Here is a 16,779-nt window from a genome sequence, read left to right as displayed (position 1 = left end):
TTTTATGCCTTGCCTGAAATCAAAATAGTTCAATTCGTATTTCAATAATTTTATATAAGAACTGATATGATTTGTTTGTTTCGGTAGATTTATAGTGTGATTTTTATAACTAATTTATGCTCACTAGTTTTTCAGATCAATCGCTATAAATCTAAGTTAGCCCGTAGTTTTGTATTACGGGCTTTTTTTATGTGATACTATTTCAAGACGAGACATTAGGGACTACCTCCTTTATTAATTATATATTCAAGAATATCTCTCGCCTAAAACCCATCCTAATATGTTAAAATATGATAATTTGTTTTTTTAGTAAACAGCGTTTACTATATTTACATCGTTTAATAATTTAGCTATGGGTATAACAGAAAGAAGACAAAGGGAGAAAGAAGAGTTAAAAGCATTAATTCTCGATACGGCAACAAGACAATTTTCTACTTTAGGTTATAGTAAGACCACTATTAGAAGTATTGCTAAAGAGATTGAATACAGTCCGCGTACTATATATCTATATTTTAAAGACAAAGACGCTTTATTATATGAAATTAGTGTAAAGGCTTTTACACTTTTTAAAAAAGAATTCGAATCTGTATTGTCCATAAAAAAACCAATAGATCGTTTAAAACAATTAAACCAGCGCTATGTAAAATTTGCAATTGAGCATCCTGCATATTATGATTTAATGTTCATCCTTAATGAACCAATGCAATCAGACCAAACAGAATCCGGATGGGATATTGGAATGTCGGCCCATCAAATTTTATTAGATATCATTACAGATTGTATAAAAGACGGTTATTTCAAGAATATGAATGCCGAAGCAGTAGCATTTTCCATATGGTCTTATGTGCACGGCATGGTATCCTTAAAAATTAGAAATAGAATGAAGATGTATCCAGAAGAAAACAGGTTGACGCTACTTAAAGAATCATCAGAAATTATGCATGAAATTTTGACAATGACCAAAGTATAATATTTTTTTACACATATAGTAAACACTGTTTACTAAAAAAACAATGAATATCAATCTAATACTATAATTATGAGAACTAAAAGCACACCGTATAACCTTCTCTTTTTTCTTATGATTACTAACCTATCCATAGGGCAATCTATTATAGAAGATTATGTAGAAGAAGGCTTAAAAAGCAATTTAGCTTTACAACAAGAGCATCAACTATTGTCGCAAAGCTTTGAGGATTTAAAACAAGCAAAGGCATTATTCCTCCCTAATGTTACATTTAATGCATCATATATGATCGCTAATGGGGGTAGAACCATTGATATTCCTGTAGGTGATCTCCTAAATCCGGTATATACAACATTAAATCAGTTAACGGGTTCAGAAAATTTCCCTATAAATCTTCAAAACGTAGAAGAACCAATTATACCAAATGATTTTCATGATACACGTCTTGAGTTTAAGCAAGTCATTTTCAATACAGATGTTTATTTCAATTATAAAGCAAAATCTGCTCTTACATCTTTTCAAAAGGCTAAAAAAGATGCTTATGTACAAGAGTTAAAAAAAGAAATCAAACAAGGTTATTACAGTTATCTCCAGAGCGAAGAAGTATTACATATTTATGATAGCTCAGAAACTGTATTAAAAGAATTAGTACGTATTAATAAAGCATTAGTAAAAAACAACAAAGCAACCAAAGATGTTGTGTTTAGAGCACAATTCGAACTAGACCAATTATATGCCGATAGAGCATTAGCAGTACAACAACACAATATTGCTAAAAGCTACTTTAATTTCTTATTGAATAGAGAACTCAATGAACAAATACGAATCGATACGTCTTTAAAAATTTCAGAAGGTTTTCTATTTAGTGATTTAAACACGCTACAAACTACTGCCCTATCTGAAAGGGAAGAGCTAGTTCAACTAGATCATGTTATCAAGGCTAATACATATGCTCATAAAATAGAAAAATACAGTTGGATACCTAAATTCTCTCTTGGTGGCTCTATTGGTTATCAAGGTTTTGGTTATGAGTTTGATGGAAATCAGGATTATGGCGTACTACAGTTTAATGTATCAATTCCCTTATTTACAGGATTAAAGAATAAAGCAAAAAAGACAAAAACAAAAATACAAGTAGAACAGTATCAAACACGTTATCAAGAATTGGAACAACAAATTAGACTGCAAGTTATAGACGCCTACTACAATTTGGAGGCATCTAACACTGTTGTTTCCTCCAAAAAATCTGCCTTTGAAAGTGCCAAGGAAAACTTCAGAATCATCAAGCGTAAATACGAAGAAAACCTTGTCATACTGGTTGAGTTTTTAGATGCCAGAGTTCAATACACTAATTCACAATTGGGTTTAGTGATCGCACAATATAATGTACTTAAAAAACAAGCTGAACTTGATAGAGTTCTAGCGCTTTAAAAATCAAAAAAAATGAAAACAAAACAATTAAAACACCTGGTAATGGTTATGGTAATAACAACACTATTACAAAGCTGTAAAGATAATCATCATACAAATGATGATTCTGGAACCCACGAAATTGCTGTATCAATAGCAACTGTATCGGAAGAAACAGTTTCACTACCTGTAAAAGGTTCTGGACTATTGTCCTCTGATACAGAAGCAACACTATCATTTAAAATAGGTGGTGTAATTCATAAAATATACGTTGAAGAAGGAGAATCAGTAAGAAAAGGACAAGTCTTGGCCAGACTAAACCTAACAGAAATAAATGCCAAAGTAACACAGGCTAGGAAAGCTCATGACAAAGCAAAGAGAGATTTAAAACGAGTAAATAGCCTTTATAAAGATGACGCTGCCACTTTGGAGCAAGTTCAAGATCTGACAACCCTTTTGGATATCACAAGACAAGATCTACAAATAGCAATTTTTAATCAAAATTATGCAGAAATACGAGCCATAAGTGATGGTACCATTGTTCGAAAAATGATGAATGAAGGTGAGTTAGTAAATCCTGGAACTCCTATCCTATTCATGAATGACACAACAGAAGATGAATGGAAATTAGAAATTGGAGTTTCTGATAAAGACTGGGCAAGACTCCAGAAAGGAGATGTAGCATCAATTCATATCGACGCGTATCCAGATAAAACATTCGAAGGAAAAATTATTCGCCTGGCTCAAGGAGCAGATCCTACTAATGGTTCCTATGCTATTGAAATAAAAGTAAATCCCAAAGGTGTCAAATTTGCTACTGGAATGTTTGCCAGCGCAGCAATAAAAACACAAACGGCGTCATCCTATATGATAATACCCATTGAAGCATTGGTAGATGCAAATGGCAATAATGGGTTTGTTTTTGTTTTGGATGGTAGTAGCAAAGTTAAAAAGATACCTGTTGATATTGCATTTATGGATAAAGAACGGATTGCGATTTCAAAAGGAATACATAACGGAGATAATGTAGTTACGTCAGGTTCAGGTTTTCTAAATGAATTCGTATCTGTAAAAGTCCTCAACTAAAATAATACAAGATGAAAAACATAACATCCTTTTTTGTAAAAAACACCTCTTTTTCGGTAGTCATTTTAATAGCGATACTTGCTCTTGGAGCAAACTCTCTATTCAATATGCCAAGAGGTGAAGATCCAGAGGTTAACTTTCCTAGATTCTTTGTGGTTGCCATATATCCGGGAGCCTCTCCTTTAGATATTGAAGATCAAGTAGTCGATATTTTAGAAGGAAAGATTAATGAGCTCGATGATATTAAAAAAATTAAAACTACCATTGAAGACGGATTAGCTGTTATTGATGTAGAATACATTTTTGAGGTGGATAAAGATGAAAAGTATCAGGAAATTGTTAGAGAAGTTAATGCCGCAAGAAGTGAATTACCCGAAAACTTATATGCACTGGAAGTTCAGGAATTTAACTCATCTGATGTCAACATATTTCAGATGGCAATTACCTCAGAAAATGCTTCATATGCAGATTTAGAAAAAACCGCAGAACAACTTGAGGAGCAGCTTGAAAAAATAAAAGGGTTTAAAAAAGTTGAAACTTGGGGATATCCGGAACAAGAAATTAGAGTTGAATTAAACTTACAAAAACTAGCGCAACAAAATATTCCATTGCAGTATGTTTATGGTGCCCTACAAAGCGAAAATGTAAATATTCCCGGAGGAGCAATTAATATCAATTCCAGAAAATTTAATGTAAAAACCAGTGGTGATTATGAAAGCATTGAAGACATTAAAAACACAGTAATATATGCTTCAAATGGAAAAATAATTAAACTAAAAGACATTGCTAATGTAGTTTCTACCTATGAAGAAGAGCGACATATTACTCGCCTAAATGGCAAGCGCGCAGTTCTTATTTCTGCAAGCCAAAATGATGGAGAAAACATTTTCAAAGTTGGTGATGCAGCCTGGCCAATAATTAACGATTTTAAGGAAAAACTACCAAAATCTATGGATTTGGTAGTTAATTTTGATCAATCAAAAACCGTAAAAACACGTCTTAGCAGATTTGGTAAAGATTTTTTATTTGCGATTCTTCTGGTATCCATTACGCTATTACCTTTAGGATTTAGATCCGCCTGGGTAGTAATGATTTCTATTCCTCTATCACTATCTATTGGGCTTTTTGTTATGGATGCCTTAGGGTATTCTATAAATCAATTAAGTATTGTGGGGTTTATTGTAGCGCTTGGTATATTAGTAGATGATGCTATTGTTGTTGTAGAAAACATTGAACGCTATATAAGAGAGGGTGCTTCTAGAATGGAAGCCTCCATAGAATCCGTAAAACAAATTTCTATGGCAGTAATTGGAGTGACATTTACCTTAATCGCAGCATTTTTGCCTATTTTAAAATTACCCGGCGGATCTGGAGATTTTATAAGAGGATTACCCATGGCAGTGGTTACAACAGTTTTAGCTTCATTGTTGGTCTCTTTAACAGTAGTTCCTTTTCTATCAAATAAAATTTTAAAAACACATACCAAATCTCAAGGAAATATTTTCTTAAGAGTGCTACAAAAATTTATAGACAGCTATTATTCCAGAGTTCTGGATTGGGTACTAAGAAAACCCTATGTTACACTTCTAATTGCTGGAGGAATGCTTTTAGGATCTTTTGCGCTTATACCGGTAATTGGTTTTAGTCTTTTTCCGAAATCTGAAAAGCCTCAGTTTCAAATTAATATTGAATTACCTCAAACAGCAACTTTATTGGAAACAGATCGTGCAGCCAGATATGTAGAAGCTAAATTACAAGAAACAAAGCATATAAAATACTTTACAACTAATGTAGGTAAGGGAAATCCAACAGTTTATTATAATGTGCGTCAGCGTAATGAACAAACTAACTTTGCTCAAATTTTTGTTCAAGCCGATGTAGATTCTTATGACGAAAAAGAAGATATTATTGAAAGTCTTCGTAAAGATTTCCAATATTATCCAAATGCAAAAATTCAAATAATTGATTATGAACAAGGACCTCCTTTTGAAGCTCCGGTAGCTATTCGCGTCTTTGGGGATGATTTAAAAACGCTTCAAAACCTATCCATTCAAGTAGAGAACATATTAAAAGAAACACCTGGTACGCTCTACATTACAAATCCTGTTGCTACCAATAAAACCAATCTCAAATTTAAAATTAATAAAGAGAAAGCTGGTATTTTAGGAATTCAGACGGCAACAATAGATCAAACAATTAGAATGGCAATTGCTGGCTTACCCATGGCAGAATATTCTCCAGGTGAAGGTCAGGATAACATGAACATTACGGTAACACTAGCTCGAGATCGCTTTACAACACCTACTGTTTTAGAAAACTTGTATGTGAATTCTTTTTCTGGAGCATCTATCCCCTTAAATCAGGTAGCTGATCTAGAATATGAAACAGAAACACAATCCATAAAACACTATGACGAGTCCCGCTATGTTACTATAAATGCATACGCCAAAAAAGGATATACGTATGCAGCACTAAATGCTGCTATTATAGAAAAGTTAGATCAATTTGATTTTCCGGAAGGGTATCATTATGTCGCTGCAGGAGAATTAGAAAATAAATCAGATGCTTTTGATGGAATTGGAATTACAGCTTTAATTGCTGGTGTCATTTTTTTACTTATACTCATACTGGAATTTGGATCATTTAAAAGTTCTTTAATTGTATTGTCTGTTATTCCTTTAGGATTAATTGGTGCTTTTATTGCATTATATCTCTCAGGAAACCCTTTATCATTTACGGCACTTGTTGGATTTATCGCATTGATCGGAATTGAAATCAAAAACTCCATCTTGCTTGTTGACTTTACCAATCAACTAAGAATTGAAGGCATGGCTTTAGAAGATGCTATCAAAAAAGCAGCAAAAACACGTTTTATACCAATAATCTTAACCGCAAGTACCGCTATAGGTGGATTAACGCCTTTGGTTCTCGAAGCAAATCCTCTATATGAAGGATTGGTAGTTGTTTTGATAGGAGGGTTAATAAGCTCCACATTGCTCGCATTTTTAGTATGTACAGTTATTTATAAACTTATACCTCCTAAAATTGAAGTAATAGATCAAAAAGTTTAATAAAATAGTATTGACTAACTAGATAATATTTACAAAGAGAAGTTAATAGATCTGAGTTATAAACTTGAAAAGCAAGATAACTGATATAACTTCTTAAAATAGATTTGGTTAGTCATACTTTAATTTACCCCAACCAACCATCCCGATCCAGACTACGATACTGTATCGTTTCGGAAATATGTTTTTTTTAATAGTTTCTGAATACATTATTAAGAAAACCGAAAGTATTTCTTAAAGTGTGATCTAAATTATTTACTTGAGATAATTGAAGAACCTACTAAATAAAGAATTAGGGGAAATTTCATTATATTTTACCTTATGATTTTCTTCATAAATAAGGTTTTACAGTTTTATATTTAGTACATTTAAATTATCAACTAAAACCTAAAATTATTTGAATGGGAAACAAGATTACTATTGCAGGGCTAGAATTTGAACCTAAATTTTGTAAAAAAATAAATAAAGACCCAATTGATGTATGGGAAGTTTCAAGAATACCCTTAGCAAATATCTATAATAGTGAAGATTCTGGAACGTATGCTGTAAATATTATTATTCATATCCCTGTTAATTTTAAAACTATTCAAAACCCTAATCAAAGTAGTTTTGAATTAATTTCAAAGGACCTTAAAAATAAAATATACTTTAGTTATAATGGAGTATCCACCATAGAGACTGAAATATCTACAGTTACTGATAGTGATATAATCTTATGTAGAAATTTTGGTATTGATTATGAAACTTATAATGAATTAGAACCAATGACGTATGATTTATTCCACATTAAAATTCATTACAGTATTAAAGAAAATTATGGACAATCTGTTGAGGCAATTATTGTACACGATAACAATTTAGACCCAGAAACATCAAGAGGCACAGTTACTACGGTAAGAACAGGGACTAATTAAGATATTAATAGTGAGAGTACTACTTTTATTTTTATTCCCTTTCTGTCTGTTTGCGCAAAAAGACAAGGATTATTCTGATTTAAAAAAAAATATAGAAAAAATATGTAAAAAGAACATTACAAGTTTTCATAAAGCACATATTTTCTATTTTAATCAACAAATTGATTCTTCTTTTATCTATAGCAGTCAAGCATATAATCAATTATCAGACACAACTGAAATAAGGAATTACTTAGATTATATTTATGGCGTAAGTGCGCTAGAAAAAAAATTCAATTCCATCGCTCTGGAAAAATTAGAAAGTATTCCTAATTCATTTCCATATAAATATCTAGTAGATTATAATCTTGCATCTATATCATTGGAGAATAGAGAATATAATAAAGCTTTGAATTATTATAATTCTGTAATTAAATCCAATAGGATACAAAGTACTAATAAATTAAAAAGAGCATATCACAATATTGGATTATGCTACCTGCATTTAAAAAAGTATCCAGAATCCGAAAAATTTCTGCTTAAAGAATTAAAAATATCTCAAAATGAAAAAGATACACTAAGTATCATTTATGCGAAATTGGATTTAGGCAACTTGTTTTATGAGCAATATAAAGACACAGAAGCTATACAATATTTTGAAGAAGCATACCATGTTGCTCAATTATTTTCGAATATTACAGCAAAACAAAATACTGCTCAAAACATGGCAGTAGTAGAGAAAAACAGAAAACGCTATAAAGAAAGTGTCGACTATTATACGGAGTATATAAAATGGAAAGATTCTCTTTGGAATAGAGATAAAATATCTGCACTTTTAGAAAAAGACAAACAAATTGCTGTCGCTGTTAAAGAGAAAGAGGTTTTTGCTCAGAAACAAATTACAAAAAAGCAAAAAGAACGTATACAGTTGTTTGTAATAGCTTTTATTATTATATCCGTTTTTTTAGGAGCTCTTCTCTACTTGTATCGAATAAAAATAAAACAAAACAAATTTATAAACTTACAGAGACAACAATTAGAAGAATCAAATAACACAAAGAATTATTTAATTTCTGTAATCTCTCACGATTTAAGAACCCCCATCAATCTGCTAAAAAATAATCATAAAAAATTATCTGATTTATTAGAAATCAATAATATTAATTCAGCCAAGAATTTGAATAACGAAAATACTTCTATCGCTAAAAGCACTTCTCAATTATTAGATAATATTCTTAATTGGGCTTTACAACAAAGTGACCAATTGCTCTTTAACCCAGAAACACATCCAATAGAAGTTTTGGTAGATGCTATTTTATTTGATTTTAGACCTTTAGCTTCTGCAAAGAACATTGAACTAAACACTAAGTATCTAAGCTCTAATGCACAGGTGTTTTTAGATAAAGAATTGTTTAAAATTGCTTTTAGAAATTTAATTGACAATGCTATTAAATACACACCGAATGGTGGCAAAATAACTATAGAGACTTCTATTCAAAATAAAGAATGTATTCTCAAGATTAGAGATTCTGGTACCGGAATGCCTTCTAAAGTTTTAGATATAATTAATAATTATAAAGTATTAACTATTGAAAAAATAGATAGATCCAAAGGTCTAGGGCTTGGCTTACTGTTAAGTAAAACTTTAATTACAAAAAACAAAGGTACCTTTACGTTAAGCAATAATGACAACTTAGGAATGACAGTAGCAATAGGTCTACTCATTAAAGAAACTTAAAAATGAAATCACTTCATATTATTCTATTAGAAGACAATATTTCTGACTCGCAAAATATCATGAATCTTTTATCCAAAGATTATAATATTACATTAGTGAATACTTTAAAAAAAGCTAAAGATGCTTTGGCTTCTTCTCTTTTCGATTTTGCGATTTTGGATATTAGTATTGATGGGAAATTAGATGGAATTGAATTTGCAAAACATATCCAAGCTACTCATAATCCTATCCCTTTTTTATTTCTTACCAATATGCAAAGTAGGGCTGTTTTTGAAAAGGCTAAATTGACCATGCCATTTACATATATCCTAAAGCCATTTAACACTTTAGAATTACAATACTCCATTGAATTAGCTATTGAACAACATTTTCAGCAAGAAAATACCTTGAGATCAAATACGGGAGTTTTAGCATCCGATTATCTGTTCATAAAAAAGCAGCATAAAATCTGTAAAATAATTCTTGATACCATAGAATATATTGAAGTCGAAGAAAATTATTGTTCACTTTTTACGGAAAATGAAAAGCATATTGTGAGATTATCTTTGTCCAAAATTAAAACAATGCTCTCTAATAAAAACTTCGAGCAAATCCACAGAAAACGCTTAATCAATTTTGACAAAATAAAAGAAATCAATCTTACTGAAAACGCTGTTTATCTAAACTCTGGAATTCAAATAACCATAAGTGATCGATTTAAAAAACAATTCACTAATATCCATAACATTATAAAGTAATAGTTTTTATTTTTTATTCCTTATTACCAACTACTTCCTTTTGTAATTAAAGATTACACAATTTTGGACGATACGTTCAGGTGCGTTAATAGTTCGTTGATCACTACGATTTACACGCTTATCTACAAATTCATTTCACGTGCTTACATTTTAGACACCTTTACATTGTAATTAATCAAAACCACATATTCGATTAAGTAGCCACTAGTATTTAGGTTGATTACATCAAAATTTTGATAGTAAACAAAGCATCACAGAAATACATATTTCAAATAAGAGTACAATCAAGGATGGATTTATGGTTTACTAACAAAATTTAAAAGGCGGAATCTGAAAAGCCTCTTTTAAATAGAGTAGGAATTTAATCTATAAATTTTTAATTATGAAAGTAACAGAAGATAGTAATTTCAATCTAACATTAGGAATCCAAAATAATTCTACAATTGAGTTTACTCAAAATGGAATGTTTACAAGTTCTGGAAAAGCAACAGCATGCAATGACATAGCTCCATCTACATATACAGGAACAGCCTGTAGCGGAGTGGGAACAAGTGGCACCTGGACTGGTTTAGTTGGAAACGCAAGTTGGTCATATAAGTTATCTGAGAATAAAGTGGCAACACTTACCTTAAATTTTGATATGCCATATGATGGAAGTAATAGCGCATCTTTAACTGGAAATTCTCACTTTAATAACAATTTCAGTATAAACCCAAATATTGTCATGCCAGAAAATGGAGACTCGGCAAACCTAAGCGCTACAATTAACATCAACCCTAAATAAATTATTTTTTTTAATAATAAATGGTTAGGTATTATACCTGACCATTTCTAAACAATTTAATTATGAATATCGATAACATCTGGATTGGACATTGCTACGACATACTATATTTGGATCAGTTTTCTCTTGGTGAAAAGGAATCATATCCATTACAAAAAGGAGAAAAACGCACAGGAACAAAAGAAAGTTCAGCTTTTAATTTCACGACTAATAATATTGATAAATGGTCAAGAACCACAACGGAGGCTTTAACTATAGGGCAATCAAGTAATAATGTTATTTCTTCGAGTCAAAGTTACCAAACCAAATTAAAAACGGCTGTAAATGCAAAAGCAAATTATCTAGCCTATAGCGGCAGTCTTAGTACTGAAGTAAACTCACTAGTTAAAAATGATTTGTCAAAAAAACAGGTAACTACATTAACTACTTCGACACGTAAAACAAAAAAAATCTCTTTAATAAATGAGGACAGTTCAAATCCTCCCCCATTGGATTCTACATTCCAAAATACGCTTTGGAGTGCTGCTAGTAGTCAAAACAAATTTAATTCCTTTGTGAAAAAATATGGAACACATTTCTCATCTACAGTTACTTTAGGTGGAGTAGGTAAACAAACTTTTATCTTAAAAGCTAAAAGTATGGCTAAACTGTCTGAGCTTGGTGTAGATATTAGTGCACAGGCTTCAGGAGTACTAAAAATGGTAGAAGTAGAAGGAGGCTTACACCAAAGTGTAGGAATAAATGATAGCTTTTTAAAAGATATAGAATCTCAAAAAACAGATATTAAATATCTTGGGGGGACATCTAGTCGTGATTTTGACACTTGGTTAGAATCAGTAGATAATAATCCTGTACCTATTGAGGTAACATTAATCGATCATAGCTTTTTCTTTAATGCAAATTATTTCCCAAAAAAATCTAATATAGAGGAGACTAAAGAAAGTTTCCAAACTTTTTTGAATTCCTATATACAATCTAATGGAAGAGATTTGGGGGCTAGCCAAATATCTGATGGTGATTTGATTTGTATATGTGCTTTGTCAGATAAAACAGGGAATGATCTTCCTCCAATGTTAGTTCAATCCAACAATCCAGTTTCCACACAAACTATTATGAAATCGTTAAACTCTACAGTTAGCATTAATGAGTTTTTGGATTTATATGCTAAGAATTATTCTCAATATGTCTGGAAGATAGAACATGCAGATTTAGAAAAAAAGGGGAAACCCTTTGCTCTTACAGATTTAATCACATTGACTAATTTAAAAACTGGATATAAGCTTAATGGAGAGGGTGCAAACCCTGATCACGGATGGGTTTCAGCAGCAAATAATTCTAATATATTAGGAAAAGATCTAAAAAAATCAAATATATGGAGAATTAAAAATCGTATAGAGTATTTTGATGATTCAATTGAGAATCCCATAAATTCAGGTGATATCATTTCATTTCATCGTATGTATATTTCCCCTTCTCCTGCAGACCCTACTGGTTACTTACATGTTAGAAATAAACTTGCATTTTCTACAGGGCAATTATTAGGTAGAGATTCAATTATTGAAAATAGTATGGCTTTTCAAATATTTAAACTTAATACTACCAATTAAGTCTAATGTAGCTCAGGTTATTTAAACTAAAAATAAGCTATACTATAATAACCTCTTTTTGATTCTTCAATAGGAAGCTACAAAAAAAATAGTAGAGAAAACCTAATAATCCGGAAATTGAAATAAAGTAGAGTCAAAATACACTCAAAAAACAAACTTTCCTTTAAAGGCATCATTAAAGTCTCTCTTAAATAAGAATAAGAAAACTAAACATTTTAAATTATGTCTAAAGAACTAATTCATCATCCAGTTGACAGAAAGTCACTTGGTAATCAAATCAGTGGAACTAAAAGTTTCGGACCACTAACTATAACATATGACCTAGATTTATCAATACCTCAATTGACCGCTAATGCTACACTACATGGGTACTCAATTGGTCACGTTGTAATCAATCCAGAACACCCATCTGCAACACTAGGAGGTAGTGTTGGTATCGCAGAAGCAGAAGCAGAAGTAACGATAACAGCTAATTTTGATAAAAAGGAATTAGATTATACTGTTGATGTAGAGGCATTTGGCACAACTTTCTATAAAGGTAGTGGGAAATTATTTAGCTGGTAATTTCAATAAACTTTATTGGTAATTATAAGGCGGAATCTGAAAAGCCTCTTTTTAAATAGAGTAGGAAAAATCACAAAAAAATAATATTATGGCATACAAAGTAATGATGGCTGTATATGCATCAAAGAACAGGGGAGAAATTGTAACTAAAGAGTGTCAACAGATTATAGATTCAGGTAAAACTATTATACCTGTAAACAGTACAACTTTTGTGGATCCAGATCCAGGACACAAAAAATATTTTACAATTATGTATCAATTTACGCATAATGGGAAACCATACGGACAAACCCGTGGTTGTGCAGAGAGTTCTGATTTACAATTATAAAATAAAAAACACAGCTTGAATCATATCAGGGATTCAAGCTGTGTTTAATAATAACTTTTAAGTATAATCTTTTTAAAATTTAAGAACTAGAGATCGCATTTGTCTGTAACTACCCCAACCAACCATCTCTATCTAAACTACGATATTGTATCGCTTCAGAAATGTGATCTCCTTTAATAGATTCTGCTCCTTCCAGATCAGCGATTGTTCTGGAAACTTTTAGAATTCTATCATACGCTCTGGCAGAAAGATTTAATCGTTCCATAGCTGTTTTTAAAAGTTCTTTAGATGCCTCATCTAATGCACAATATTTTCGGATTTGTTTAACTCCCATCTGAGCGTTATAATGAATTTTTTGAGACTCAGAAAATCGATTAGTTTGAATATCTCTGGCTATGGTTACCCTTTTTCTAATATCCACACTACTTTCGCCTCTTCTTTCCTCACTCAACTTATCAAAAGGTACAGGAGTTACTTCGATATGAATATCAATACGGTCTAATAATGGTCCTGAGATCTTACTAAGATATCGTTGCATCTCTGCCGGAGACGAGGTGACCGGTGCATCCGGATCATTAAAATATCCTCCCGGACTTGGATTCATACTAGCTACTAACATAAAACTGGACGGATAGGTTACCGTAAACTTTGCTCTAGATATTGTTACCTCCCTATCTTCTAAAGGTTGACGCATGACTTCTAAAACTTCTCTTTTAAATTCCGGAAGCTCGTCCAAAAATAAAACCCCATTATGAGATAATGAAATTTCTCCTGGTTGCGGATAACTACCTCCTCCAACCAATGCAACATTAGATATTGTATGGTGCGGGCTACGAAATGGTCTTTGCGCCATAAGTCCGACATTGTCTTTAATTCTACCTACTACACTATGAATTTTGGTGGTTTCTAAGGCTTCCTGTAAAGACATTGGTGGCAGAATACTAGGTAGCCGTTTACTAAGCATGGTTTTTCCACTTCCTGGAGGCCCTACTAAAATGATATTATGTCCTCCTGCTGCAGCAATCTCCATACATCTTTTTATGCTCTCTTGTCCTTTTACATCTGCAAAATCAAACTCTGGATTATCTAATTCTTTAAAAAATTCTTCTCTGGTATCTACAATCGTTTGTTCTAATATCCCTTTTCCATCAAAATAGTCAATTACCTCTCTGATATTTTCCACACCATACACCTCTAGATTGTCTACTATAGCCGCTTCTTTGGCATTTTGTTTAGGTAATATAAAACCTTTAAAGCCTTCTTCTCTTGCTTTGATAGCAATTGGCAACGCTCCTTTTATTGGTTGCAGACCTCCATCTAGTGAAAGTTCGCCCATAATTAGGTAATCAGAAATATTTTCTCCTTTAATTTGTGAACTAGCTGCCAGAATTCCTAAAGCCAACGTTAAGTCATATGCGGATCCTTCTTTTCTAAGATCTGCAGGAGCCATATTAATCGTTATTTTCTTACCCGGAAGTTTATATCCGTTATTTTGTAATGCTGCTGCAATTCGGAAACTACTTTCTTTAATAGCATTATCTGGTAACCCTACCAAATGATACCCTATTCCTTTATCTATATTAACCTCTACCGTAATTGTTGTTGCCTCAACACCAAAAACTGCACTTCCAAAGACTTTAATAAGCATATTATATATTTTGATTAAAGCTGCAGTATTATCTTTTTAGTATGTAATACTACCTGTCATTAGTACGTGTTTGTTATTGGGCACATGTTACCTCTTATTCGATGGTTTTTTAATATTTTTTTTTAAACCTCGAAAGAACAGCACTATTACTTTATCATTTTAATAGTATGGAATGGATATAAACAGATAAAGAACAAGCCTTTATTGAGTACTCAGATGAAATTAGAGAATATATTACTTGAAAGAAAGAAATTACCAGAAGAAAACCTGAACTAAAATATAATTAATTAGAATTTATTGAACTACAAAAAGTTTAATAAAGATAACTGCAACGACTGAATAAAAAACAAATAAAACAATTTCTAATCGATATTTTTCTACAATTCTCTTTAACATAATAATGAGTTTACATTTCTAGTTTATATATATAAAACAGTTAATTAAAGATATACCCTATTTTTTTCAAAAAAATCCCAACATGTTTATATGCCGGGATTTAATAAAAATAAGAATTTTAATTGTAGTATTTTTTTTTACTAGCTTTAGTTGTCAATAAGCTTCGTCTACACGTTCTCATTTTTTACTCACCATTTTTACATAACAAAATATTTAGAGAATAGCTTCCTGATGAGTAAGAAACAATTTCTCATTTAAAAACCTAAGGGTTGGTATTTTATCCTTCGTTTCTACAAGAATAGAAATATTATTATTACTTCCTCCATAAGAAATCATTCTAACCGGTATATAATTTAGTATTTCAAAAAGTTTATGGGAGTTTTTGTCATTAATAACGGATTCACCTACAACACAGATGATACTATGATTTTGTTCTACCGTTACCTCTGCATATCCTTCAATTTCCTTTACAATATCATCTATATATGTAGTATAATCTATTGTTAAAGAAATTGCTATCTCTGAGGTAGTAATCATATCAATTGATGTATGATAATTATCAAACACCTCAAAAATTCTTCTAAGATATCCATGTGCCATCAACATTCTGTTTGATTTAATCTTAATAGCGGTAATACCATCTTTTGCAGATATTGCTTTTAAACCTTTTCTATATGTTTTATTCGAAATAATAGTTCCAGAAGCTTCTGGATCAAATGTATTTTTTAATAATACCGGAATATCCATATCCACAACAGGTGATACCGTTTGTGGATGTAAAATTTTTGCCCCAAAATATGCTAATTCTGCTGCCTCATTATAAGTAAGATGCGATATTGGGTTTGTACCTTCAACATATCTAGGATCATTATTATGTAATCCATCAATATCAGTCCAAATCTGTATCTCTTGTGCATTTAATGCCGCTCCGATTATGGTTGCTGTATAATCACTTCCTCCTCTTTTTAGTGTACTTAACTGATTCAAATGATCCTTACAAACAAATCCCTGAGTAATGTATATTTCGGCAGGATTGGTATCTAATATTTTATTAAGTTTTTTAGAAACTTTCTGAATGTTGGGATTATCTGTATTATCCACATTCATGAACTCCTTAGCACTAATTAATTGATTCGTTACTCCGGTAGCATTTAAAAAGTTTGAAAAAATATAAGTTAACAATGTTTCTCCAAAAGTTAGTACTGTAGCGTTTAAAACATCAGAGTATCCTTGATTCGATAATTCTAACATCTCGGTTATCATAGATGATACTCCATCCTTAAGATCATTCCTTAATTCAGTATCTTCGATCAATTCATCAATAACATCTATATGCTTATTTTCTAATTTATGTAGGTTCCTGGTAATTGCCTCTGCATCTTTTAACTTAATATAAGCTACTAAATTCACTAACTGATCAGTAACTCCTGACATTGCAGAACATACTACAATTTTTTGGTCATTATCACTAATAAGAATATCTTTTACTCTGTATAAATTAAGTACAGATCCGACAGATGTTCCTCCAAACTTTAAAATCTTCATCGCATTAT

General features: G+C 31.5%; 13 protein-coding genes. 11 read left to right on the top strand and 2 right to left on the bottom strand.

Annotation, left to right across the window (positions count from 1 at the left end):
• The first annotated feature begins 352 nt into the window (after window positions 1–352).
• From Q0829_RS24290 to Q0829_RS24240, 11 genes are all read left to right on the top strand, one after another.
• On the top strand, window positions 353–970 hold the full coding sequence (locus tag Q0829_RS24290; protein ID WP_298547857.1) for a TetR/AcrR family transcriptional regulator: 618 nt from the start codon (window positions 353–355) through the stop codon (window positions 968–970).
• Window positions 971–1,039: 69 nt separating this feature from the next.
• Window positions 1,040–2,398, top strand: coding sequence for a TolC family protein (locus Q0829_RS24285; RefSeq protein ID WP_298547855.1), 1,359 nt, complete (start codon window positions 1,040–1,042; stop codon window positions 2,396–2,398).
• A gap of 12 nt (window positions 2,399–2,410) precedes the next feature.
• A complete protein-coding gene (locus tag Q0829_RS24280; RefSeq protein WP_298547853.1) occupies window positions 2,411–3,463 on the top strand; it encodes an efflux RND transporter periplasmic adaptor subunit in 1,053 nt (350 codons plus the stop codon).
• An 11-nt stretch (window positions 3,464–3,474) separates the two neighbouring features.
• Entirely contained in the window at window positions 3,475–6,534 is a 3,060-nt protein-coding gene (locus Q0829_RS24275) for an efflux RND transporter permease subunit (RefSeq protein ID WP_298547852.1), read from the top strand.
• Window positions 6,535–6,932: 398 nt separating this feature from the next.
• Window positions 6,933–7,445 (top strand): hypothetical protein, encoded by a 513-nt coding sequence (locus Q0829_RS24270; RefSeq protein WP_298547851.1) that lies wholly within the window; start codon window positions 6,933–6,935, stop codon window positions 7,443–7,445.
• 10 nt (window positions 7,446–7,455) lie between these two features.
• Entirely contained in the window at window positions 7,456–9,162 is a 1,707-nt protein-coding gene (locus Q0829_RS24265) for an ATP-binding protein (protein ID WP_298547850.1), read from the top strand.
• Between the two features lie 2 nt (window positions 9,163–9,164).
• On the top strand, window positions 9,165–9,899 hold the full coding sequence (locus tag Q0829_RS24260; protein WP_298547849.1) for a LytTR family DNA-binding domain-containing protein: 735 nt from the start codon (window positions 9,165–9,167) through the stop codon (window positions 9,897–9,899).
• Window positions 9,900–10,281: 382 nt separating this feature from the next.
• On the top strand, window positions 10,282–10,683 hold the full coding sequence (locus Q0829_RS24255) for a hypothetical protein (RefSeq protein ID WP_298547847.1): 402 nt from the start codon (window positions 10,282–10,284) through the stop codon (window positions 10,681–10,683).
• Between the two features lie 62 nt (window positions 10,684–10,745).
• Complete coding sequence (locus tag Q0829_RS24250; RefSeq protein ID WP_298547845.1) at window positions 10,746–12,290, top strand: MAC/perforin domain-containing protein; 1,545 nt, start codon at window positions 10,746–10,748, stop codon at window positions 12,288–12,290.
• 222 nt (window positions 12,291–12,512) lie between these two features.
• Entirely contained in the window at window positions 12,513–12,854 is a 342-nt protein-coding gene (locus Q0829_RS24245; RefSeq protein ID WP_298547843.1) for a hypothetical protein, read from the top strand.
• A gap of 88 nt (window positions 12,855–12,942) precedes the next feature.
• Window positions 12,943–13,182, top strand: coding sequence for a hypothetical protein (locus Q0829_RS24240; RefSeq protein ID WP_298547841.1), 240 nt, complete (start codon window positions 12,943–12,945; stop codon window positions 13,180–13,182).
• Between the two features lie 109 nt (window positions 13,183–13,291).
• Here the strand turns inward: Q0829_RS24240 and Q0829_RS24235 are convergent, their stop codons facing one another.
• Both Q0829_RS24235 and Q0829_RS24230 read right to left on the bottom strand, forming a co-directional pair.
• Window positions 13,292–14,830 (bottom strand): YifB family Mg chelatase-like AAA ATPase, encoded by a 1,539-nt coding sequence (locus tag Q0829_RS24235; protein ID WP_298547840.1) that lies wholly within the window; start codon window positions 14,828–14,830, stop codon window positions 13,292–13,294.
• 609 nt (window positions 14,831–15,439) lie between these two features.
• Window positions 15,440–16,771, bottom strand: a complete 1,332-nt coding sequence (locus Q0829_RS24230; RefSeq protein WP_298547839.1) for an aspartate kinase — start codon at window positions 16,769–16,771, stop codon at window positions 15,440–15,442.
• Between the last annotated feature and the right edge of the window lie 8 nt (window positions 16,772–16,779).

Source organism: uncultured Aquimarina sp. (genome assembly GCF_947492405.1).
Classification (GTDB): domain Bacteria; phylum Bacteroidota; class Bacteroidia; order Flavobacteriales; family Flavobacteriaceae; genus Aquimarina.
Note: the sequence above shows the minus strand (reverse complement) of the source record. Positions and strands in the feature narration are given on the sequence as shown.